8 protein-coding genes are annotated in these 7274 nt (G+C 71.2%); 2 read left to right on the forward strand and 6 right to left on the reverse strand.

The annotated features are described in order from the left end of the window. Positions 1–2: 2 nt before the first annotated feature. From yvcK to uvrC, 3 genes are read right to left on the reverse strand one after another with little or no spacing between them, the layout of a single operon-like run. Positions 3–989: a uridine diphosphate-N-acetylglucosamine-binding protein YvcK gene (gene yvcK / locus AB0H62_RS41540; RefSeq protein ID WP_220238488.1), complete on the reverse strand. Its 987-nt coding sequence runs from the start codon at positions 987–989 to the stop codon at positions 3–5. After that, positions 976–1833, reverse strand: coding sequence for an RNase adapter RapZ (gene rapZ, locus AB0H62_RS41545; RefSeq protein WP_220247526.1), 858 nt, complete (start codon positions 1831–1833; stop codon positions 976–978). Before rapZ ends, yvcK begins: the two co-directional genes overlap by 14 nt. Before the next feature lie 50 nt (positions 1834–1883). After that, positions 1884–3935, reverse strand: coding sequence for an excinuclease ABC subunit UvrC (gene uvrC, locus AB0H62_RS41550; RefSeq protein ID WP_360591985.1), 2052 nt, complete (start codon positions 3933–3935; stop codon positions 1884–1886). A 308-nt stretch (positions 3936–4243) separates the two neighbouring features. On the opposite strand from uvrC, the gene AB0H62_RS41555 reads away from it, so the two are divergent. Next, positions 4244–4960 (forward strand): trypsin-like serine protease, encoded by a 717-nt coding sequence (locus tag AB0H62_RS41555; RefSeq protein WP_360591986.1) that lies wholly within the window; start codon positions 4244–4246, stop codon positions 4958–4960. Between the two features lie 77 nt (positions 4961–5037). Beyond that, complete coding sequence (locus AB0H62_RS41560) at positions 5038–5814, forward strand: exodeoxyribonuclease III (protein ID WP_360591987.1); 777 nt, start codon at positions 5038–5040, stop codon at positions 5812–5814. Positions 5815–5822: 8 nt separating this feature from the next. On the opposite strand, the gene AB0H62_RS41565 is transcribed toward AB0H62_RS41560, so the two are convergent. From AB0H62_RS41565 to ribA, 3 genes are all read right to left on the reverse strand, one after another. After that, the gene (locus AB0H62_RS41565; protein ID WP_360591993.1) at positions 5823–6218 is read right to left on the reverse strand and encodes a PH domain-containing protein; all 396 of its coding nucleotides are present in this window, start codon (positions 6216–6218) and stop codon (positions 5823–5825) included. A gap of 62 nt (positions 6219–6280) precedes the next feature. Continuing rightward, the gene (gene ribH / locus AB0H62_RS41570; protein WP_220238484.1) at positions 6281–6787 is read right to left on the reverse strand and encodes a 6,7-dimethyl-8-ribityllumazine synthase; all 507 of its coding nucleotides are present in this window, start codon (positions 6785–6787) and stop codon (positions 6281–6283) included. After that, a partial coding sequence (gene ribA, locus AB0H62_RS41575) for a GTP cyclohydrolase II RibA (protein WP_360591988.1) occupies positions 6777–7274 on the reverse strand: 498 nt, incomplete at its 5' end. The genes ribA and ribH, both read right to left, overlap by 11 nt.

Raw genomic sequence — 7274 nt, forward strand, 5'->3', positions numbered from 1 at the left:
CGTCAGCCACGGTGCCCGCTGTGTCCCCCATCGAGGCCGAGAGCCTCTCGCATGCACCGGGCGAGCGCATCAGGATCATGCCGTCCCTCCACGACCGGGTCGGCCACCGCCCCCAAATGGGCGCGACCACCCAGCCGCTGCGCCGCCCGGCGCAGACTTGCCGGGTCCGGCACCGAATCGCGGTCCGCGATCACGGCGTCGACCCGCAGCGCGGGGGCGTGTTCGAAGAGTACGTCGAGATGCCGCTCCGGTGAGAACCCGGCAGTTTCCCCCGGCTGGGGGACAAGGTTGAGGACCACGACCTTGGTGGCCCTCGTGCGCACGAGCGCGTCGTACAGATCCGGCACGAGCACGTGCGGCAAGACGCTGGTGAACCACGAGCCCGGCCCGAGGAACACCACGTCGGCGCCGAGCACGGCCTCGATCGCTTGCGGGCAGCCCTGCGGCGGCCGCGCCTGGCGCCCGACCGGGTGCAGGCTGATGCGGTGCACCTGCCCGGGTGTGCTCGCCACCGCGACCTGCCCGCGGATCCGGCGGACGGCCCCCGGGTCCTCGCTGTCGAGGCCGCTCACCTCGGCCTCGATCTCCAGCGGCTCCGGCGACATCGGCAGCACCCGTCCGGAAATCCCCGTCAGGCGGCTCGCTTCGTCGAGCGCCGCCACGGGATCGCCGAGCACCTCGAACAGGCCGGCCAGCAGCAGGTTGCCCACCGCGTGGCCGGCCAGCGCGCCGTCGCCGCCGAAGCGGTGCTGGAACACCTCGGCCCACAGCGTGCCGCCGTCTTCGGCCGCGAACGCCGCGAAGGCCTGCCGCAGGTCGCCCGGCGGCAGGAGGCCCAGCTCACGCCGCAGGCGCCCGGACGAGCCCCCGTCGTCGGCGACGGTGACCACCGCCGTGACTTCCCGGGTGACCCGCCGCAACGCGGTGAGCGTCGCGTGCAGGCCGTGTCCGCCGCCGAGCGCGACCGCGCGTACGTCACTCACGGCCAAGGTCGCGGTGCACCACCTTCACGGCCATTCCGTCCTCCTTGGACAGTCGGTGCGCGAGCTCTTCCGAGATCGCGACGCTGCGGTGCTTCCCGCCCGTGCAGCCGACGGCGAGCGTGAGGTACCGCTTGCCCTCGCGCTTGTAGCCGGCGCCGATCAGGCGCAGCAGCTGGTGGTAGCGGTCGAGGAATTCCTCCGCGCCTTCCTGCGACAGCACGTAGTTGCGGACCTCGCCGTCGAGCCCGGTGTGCTCGCGCAGCTCCGGAATCCAGAACGGGTTCGGCAGGAACCGCACGTCCATCACCAGGTCGGAGTCCATCGGCAGGCCGTACTTGTAACCGAACGACAGCACGGTCACGCGCGTCTGCGTGCTCGCCTCGGAGCCGAAGGCGTCCTCTATTTTCGCCCGCAGGTCGTGCACCGACAGCGCGGAGGTGTCGAGCACCAGGTCCGCTTCCTCGCGCAGCGGCGCGAGCAGCCTGCGCTCGGCGGTGATGCCGTCGGCGAGCCGGCCGTCGCCCTGCATCGGGTGGCCGCGGCGGACGGCCTCGAAGCGGCGCACCAGCACCGCGTCGGTGGCCTCCAGGAACAGCACACGCGGCTTGTACCCGCGTGCGTCGAGGTCCTTGATCACCGAGGCCAGGTCGTCGGTGAACGCGCGCGAACGCACGTCCATCACCACGGCCACCTTGGTGATCGCGCCGCGCGCCTGCGCGCCGAGCTCGACCATGGTGGCGATCAGCTCCGGCGGCAGGTTGTCCACGACGAACCAGCCCAGGTCCTCCAGGCACTTCGCCGCGGTGGAGCGGCCCGCTCCCGAGAGGCCGCTGACGACGGCGACCTCCATCCCGGTTCCCCGGTTGTCCTCTTGCGCACTCACGATGGTTCCTTCCCCGATCACGACCCCTTGTCCCCTCCCGAGCCGGCACCGGTCTCCCCGGCCAATGCCGCCACCACGGCCTCCGCGGTGCGCCTGCCGAAGCCGGGCACCGCCTCGATCTCCTCGACCCTGGCTTGCTTGAGCTTCTTCACCGAGCCGAAGTGCTTGATCAGCGCGGTGCGCCGAGCCTGCCCCAGCCCGGGCACACTGTCCAATTCGGACGCCGACAGCCGCTTGGACCGCTTCTCGCGGTGGTAGCGGATGGCGAACCGGTGGGCCTCGTCACGCAGGCGCTGCAACAGGTACAGCCCTTCGGACGTGCGCGGCAGGATCACCGGGTCGGGGTCCGCGGGCAGCCAGACTTCCTCCAGCCGCTTCGCGAGCCCCACCACCGCGATGTCGGTGATCCCCAGCTCCGCCAGCACGTCGGCCGCCGCCGTGGCCTGCGGGCCCGCGCCGTCGACCACGAGCAGGTTCGGCGGGTAGGCGAACTTGCGCGGGCGGCCCGTGTCCGGGTCGATGCCCGGGCGAGCGGGTTCGATCGCCTCGCCGTCCACGGCACTGTCGCCGGTCGTTTCGCCACTGATTTCGGGAATGATTTCGGTACTGATTTCGCCGGTCTCGGCCGGGCTGTCCTCGGCGGTTTCCTTGAGGTAGCGGTGGAACCGGCGGCGCACGACCTCCGCGATCGACGCGACGTCGCCCTCTTCCGCGGCCTCGCGCAACGCGAAACGGCGGTACTCGGACTTGCGTGCGAGACCGTCCTCGAAGACCACGAGCGACGCGACTACGTCACTGCCCTGGATGTGGCTGATGTCGATGCACTCGATGCGCAGCGGCGCGCTGTCGAGCGCGAGGAAGTCCTGCAGCTCCTGCAGCGCCGCCGAGCGCGCGGTGAGGTCGCCGGCGCGGCGCAGCTTGTGCTGGGTGAACGCTTCGGCCGCGTTGCGCTCCACCGTCTCGGCGAGCGCCTTCTTGTCGCCGCGCTGGGCGACGCGTACGCGCACCCGCGAGCCGCGCATCCCCGAGAGCCACTCCCCCAGCGCTTCGGCGTCGGCGGGCAGCTCCGGCACGATCACTTCGCGCGGCACGACGGGACCGGTGTCGACGCCATCGCGCGCGGCCCGCTCGGACTCCTCGCCATAGAACTGCGTGATGAAGTGGTCGACCAGGTCCGGGACGCCCATTTCCTCGGCCTTGTCGATGACCCACCCGCGCTGCCCGCGCACGCGTCCGCCGCGCACGTGGAACACCTGCACGGCCGCTTCCAGCTCGTCGTGGGCGAAGGCGACCACGTCGGCGTCGGTGCCGTCGCCGAACACGACCGCCTGCTTCTCCATCGCACGGCGCAGCGCGCCGAGGTCGTCGCGCAGCCGCGCGGCGCGTTCGAACTCGAGCTCGTCGGACGCCGCGGACATCTCCTGCTCCAGGCGGCGGATCATCGCGTCGGTGCGGCCGGCGAGGAAGTCGCAGAAGTCCTCGACGATCCCGCGGTGTTCGTCGGCGCTGACCCGCCCGACGCACGGCGCCGAGCACTTGTCGATGTAGCCGAGCAGGCACGGCCGCCCGATCTGGCCGTGGCGGCGGAACACGCCGGCCGAGCACGTGCGCGCCGGGAACACGCGCAGCAGCAGGTCGAGCGTCTCGCGGATGGCCCACGCGTGGGAGTACGGCCCGAAGTAGCGCACGCCCTTTTTGCGCGCCCCGCGGTAGACGTGCAGGCGCGGGTACTCCTCGTTCAACGTCACCGCGAGCACCGGATAGCTCTTGTCGTCGCGGTAGCGGACGTTGAACCGCGGGTCGAACTCCTTGATCCAGTTGTACTCGAGCTGCAGTGCCTCGACCTCGGTGGTGACCACGGTCCACTCGACGCTCGCGGCCGTGGTGACCATCTGGCGCGTGCGCGGGTGCAGGCCCATCAGGTCGGCGAAGTAGGAGTTCAGCCTGCTGCGCAGGCTCTTGGCCTTGCCGACGTAGATGACCCGCTTGGCGGCGTCGCGGAACTTGTACACGCCAGGGGCGTCCGGGATGCTCCCCGGCGAGGGACGGTAGGTGGTCGGGTCAGCCACGTCCCAAATCTACGCAGTGGCGCGTAGCGCCTCCGTTGAGGGTGGAGGCGGGGGCATGGATGGACTATGGCGCGGCCCCGACAGATTTGCGAGGCCCCGGTACACGGGAGTCATCCAGTGCACGGCTAGGGCGCAACCCTTGCCCGCCCGATGCCCGATCCCGGGCCCACCGCGCTCCCCCGACCCGACGGAAGTCGGGTGATTCGGACACGCGCGACCTTCGTCGGTTCCCCGCCGGGTGACGCGCTGATTACGGTCCGTCCCAGCCGAGACCCGGCGCTTCCGGTCCCCACCGAAAGGATCCTCCCTTGAGCAGCATCCGTTTCGCCGGCGCGGCTACAGCCGCAGTGGCCGCGTTGACCCTGGCCGGCGGCACCGCCGCCACCGCGCAGACGAACATCGTGGGCGGCGGCACCGCGCCCGCCGTCAGCTGGGGCGCCCAGGTCTACGTCAACACCCCGGGCCGCGACTTCCAGGGCTTCAACTGCTCTGGCACCGTCGTCGCGTCGCGCTGGGTGATGACGGCCGTGCACTGCCTCGACGAAGACGGCAGCGGCATGTACGTGCGCGTGGGCACCAACACGCTCTTCGGCGGCACCAAGATCGCCGTCGACCGCGAGGAAGAGTCACCCAACGGCGACATCGCCCTCCTGCACCTCGCGCAGGCCACCACGGCCAAGCCGATCACCCTCGGCAGCGCCGACCCGGCCACCGGCAGCACCAACCAGCTCTACGGCTGGGGCCGCACGACCCCGACCGGCCCGCCTGCGTCGGCGCTGAAGGTCACCAACGTGCAGGTCACCGGCCGCTCCACCGACGCGTACGGCGGCCGCGCGATCCAGAGCGTCGGGATCAACGGCGCCGCGTGGAAGGGCGACTCGGGCGGCCCCGAGGTCTCGAACGGCGTACAGGTCGGCGTCGCGTCGACCGTGCAGAACCAGAGCGGCACGAACACCCGCGGCACCAACAACTACGCGAGCGTCGCCACCAGCCGCTCGTGGATCCGCACCACCGCGGGAGTTTGAGCCGGGCTTGTTCGAGACACCCCGAGCGGGGGTGCGTGGCCGGGTGCCCCGGGCCACGCACCCCTATCCTGGCGGTCGTGAGGATCGCGACCTGGAACGTCAACTCGATCGTGCCGCGGCTGCCCCGCGTGCTCGACTGGCTCGAGCACTCGGCACCCGACGTGCTCTGCTTGCAGGAGCTCAAGAACACCACCGAAGCGTTCCCGGCCGACGAGGTGAAGGCGCTCGGCTACGACGTCGCCGCCTACGGACTCGGCCGGTGGAACGGCGTCGCGATCATCTCGCGCGTGGGCCTCGACGACGTGGTCCGCGGCCTCACGGGCGAACCGCGGTTCGAAGGCGCTTCGGAAGCCCGCGCCGTCGGCGCCACGTGCGGCGGCGTGCGGGTGTGGTCGGTGTACGTGCCCAACGGCCGGGAGCCCGACAACCCGCACTACGCGTACAAACTCGAATGGCTCGAAGCCTTGCGTACGACCGTCGCGGCAGAGCTGTCGGAGACACCGCTCGCCGTGCTCGGCGACTTCAACGTCGCCCCCACCGACGCCGACGTGTGGGACCGGTCGCTGTTCGACGGCTCCACCCACGTGACCGAACCCGAACGCGCGGCGCTGGCCCGCCTGCGCGACCTCGGGCTGGCGGACGTGTTCCCGCGCCCGCTGAAGTACGACCACCCGTTCACGTACTGGGACTACCGCGCCGGGAACTTCCCCAACAACCGCGGCATGCGCATCGACCTCGTGTACGGCAACGAGCCGTTCACCAAGGCCGTACGCGATTCCTATGTGGACCGTGAAGCCCGCAAGGGCAAGGGCCCGTCGGACCACGCTCCGATCGTCGTCGACCTGGAGCCGTAGTCCGCCGGTCAGGAACCCGTGGCCGCCTTGTGCAGCTTGCGCAGCGCACGCACGGCGGCGACCGCGCGATCACGGTCGACGGCCTGCACGGCCATCACGGAGAAGTACTCGTCGTCGGGCAGCTCCAGCCGGGCCCACGAAGCACCGTCGGGGAAGCTGACCGACAGGACGTCGCTCCACAGGAACCGGCGGGTCGTGATCACGTTACGGACCTCGATGCCGGTCGCGTCCGCGCGCACGCGGGCGTTGGCGAACAGCATCGTGCCCAGCGCCAGCAGCACGCCGATGCCGATCATCGCGACCTGGTCCGACTTCTCGAACACGACGCCGGTGTGGGAGTTGCGCAGCAGGATCGCCACGACGATGAACACGGCGAGCAGCAGCACGGCCAGCACGCTGCACATCACCAGCGCCCGCCGGGGGCGGATCACCAGCGTCGTCTCCTGCTGCTCGCTCACGGCGGGGCTCACACGAATCCCCGCTCGGTCCACGGCTGGCGCAGGCCGCGCAGCACGTGGGCGGAGTCGAGCGCCGCGACCGTGGCCTCGTAGCCCTTGTCTTCCTTCGAGCCCGGCAGGCCGGAGCGGTCGAGCGCCTGCTGCTCGTCGTTGACCGTCAGCACGCCGTTGCCGACGGGAGTGCTCTCGTCGAGCGCCACGCGCGTGAGGCCGGCCGTGACCGAGTCGCACACGTAGTCGAAGTGCGGGGTCTCGCCGCGGATCACCACGCCGAGCGCCACGACCGCGTCGTGGTGGCGGGCCAGCGCCTGCGCGACCACCGGCAGCTCGACGGCGCCGGCGACGTGCACGACGGTCGGCTCCTCTTCGAGCTCCGCCGCCTTCGCGGCCGCCAGCGCCCGCTCCAGGAGCTTTTCGGTGATGTTCGCGTTCCACCGCGTGGCCACGATGCCGAGCTTCAGCGCCTTGCAGTCGCTCAGGTCGAGCTCGAACTCGGGCCGTCCCTCACCGCTCATCGGGTGCTGTCCCCTTCTCCGCCTGGTCGGCGGCACCCACCTGTTCGTAGTGCTCCAGCTGCGCGAGGTCGTGCCCCATGCGGTCGCGCTTGGTGCGCAGGTACCGCAGGTTCTCGGGGTTGGGCGAGATGGGCAGCGGCACACGGCCGGTGACCCGCAGGCCGTACCCCTCGAGACCGACGCGCTTGGCCGGGTTGTTCGTGAGCAGCCGCATCGACCGCACGCCCAGGTCGCACAGGATCTGCGCGCCGGTGCCGTAGTCGCGGGCGTCGGCCGGGACGCCGAGCGCGAGGTTCGCGTCGACGGTGTCGGCGCCGGCGTCCTGCAGCTGGTAGGCCTGCAGCTTGTGCAGCAGCCCGATGCCGCGGCCCTCGTGGCCGCGGATGTAGAGGACGACGCCGCGGCCTTCGTCGGCCACGGCCTGCAGCGCGGCTTCGAGCTGGGGACCGCAGTCGCAGCGCAGCGAGCCGAAGACGTCACCGGTCAG

The sequence above is a fragment of the Amycolatopsis sp. NPDC050768 genome, from assembly GCF_040654155.1.
GTDB lineage: Bacteria > Actinomycetota > Actinomycetes > Mycobacteriales > Pseudonocardiaceae > Amycolatopsis.